The organism is Mesorhizobium sp. M8A.F.Ca.ET.161.01.1.1 (genome assembly GCF_004792105.1).
In the GTDB taxonomy this organism is placed as follows: Bacteria; Pseudomonadota; Alphaproteobacteria; order Rhizobiales; family Rhizobiaceae; genus Mesorhizobium.
Genome location: NZ_SRTD01000363.1, coordinates 1 through 310, shown reverse-complemented (window position 1 = coordinate 310; position 310 = coordinate 1). Strand labels below are relative to the sequence as shown.

At 64.5% G+C, this 310-nt stretch carries 1 protein-coding gene; it reads right to left on the bottom strand.

The genetic code is table 11. The features are described from left to right. A partial coding sequence (locus EN804_RS36085; protein WP_189602226.1) for a pyridoxamine 5'-phosphate oxidase family protein occupies positions 1–310 on the bottom strand: 310 nt, incomplete at both ends.

Below are 310 nucleotides of genomic sequence, written 5' to 3'. Positions count from 1 at the left end.
GTCTTCGACCACGCGCGCCCTGCCCCAGATCTTGATGCGTTGCCGCAGCATGTAGTCGATCAGGAACAGGAAGGCCTGGGCATTGTCCGCAAGATTGCCCTGGGTGATGAACTGCCGGTTGCCGGAAAAATCGGCAAAGCCGATCGTGTGCTCGTCAAGCACCTTGAGGAACCCGGCCGGGCCGCCGCGATGCTGGATATAGGGCTGGCCTTCGGCATTGGCCGTCGCCAGGAACACGCTGGTCTGCGCCTCGACGAAGGCGGCAGCTGGCGGGCGACGGTCACGCCCGATCTTGCCGCCTTCGTCGAGG